This window comes from Lactobacillus sp. C449L, from assembly GCF_059900815.1.
On sequence record NZ_JBWXGA010000157.1, the window covers coordinates 1 to 475 of the forward strand.

The window sequence follows — 475 nt, forward strand, 5'->3', positions numbered from 1 at the left end:
GCCCTGGCGCACGACCGTGTCGAGCGCGCCCATCGTCTCCTCCAGCGGGGTCTTCGGGTCGACGCGGTGCGAATAGAAGATGTCGACATAGTCGACCCCCATGCGCCGGAGGCTCTGGTCGAGGCTGGAGATCAGGTATTTGCGCGAGCCCCACTCTCCGTAAGGGCCGGGCCACATCCGGTAGCCGGCCTTCGTCGAGATGATCATCTCGTCCCGGTAGGGCTTGAAGTCGGTGGCGAGCACCCGCCCGAAATTCTCCTCCGCCGAACCCGGCGTCGGGCCGTAGTTGTTGGCGAGGTCGAAATGCGTCACGCCGCGATCGAAGGCGCGACGCAGGACGGCACGCCCGGTCTCAAACACATCGACGCTTCCGAAGTTCTGCCAGAGGCCGAGAGAGATGGCCGGAAGATCGAGGCCGCTGCGCCCGCAGCGGCGGTAGCTCATCCGGTTGTAGCGATCATCGGCGGCAATATAT

Annotated in this window: 1 protein-coding gene; it reads right to left on the reverse strand. The window is 65.1% G+C overall.

Annotated elements, in window-relative coordinates; translation table 11 throughout:
- On the reverse strand, window positions 1-475 hold a 475-nt coding region (locus AC2JF9_RS08790; protein ID WP_500727002.1), incomplete at both ends, for an aldo/keto reductase.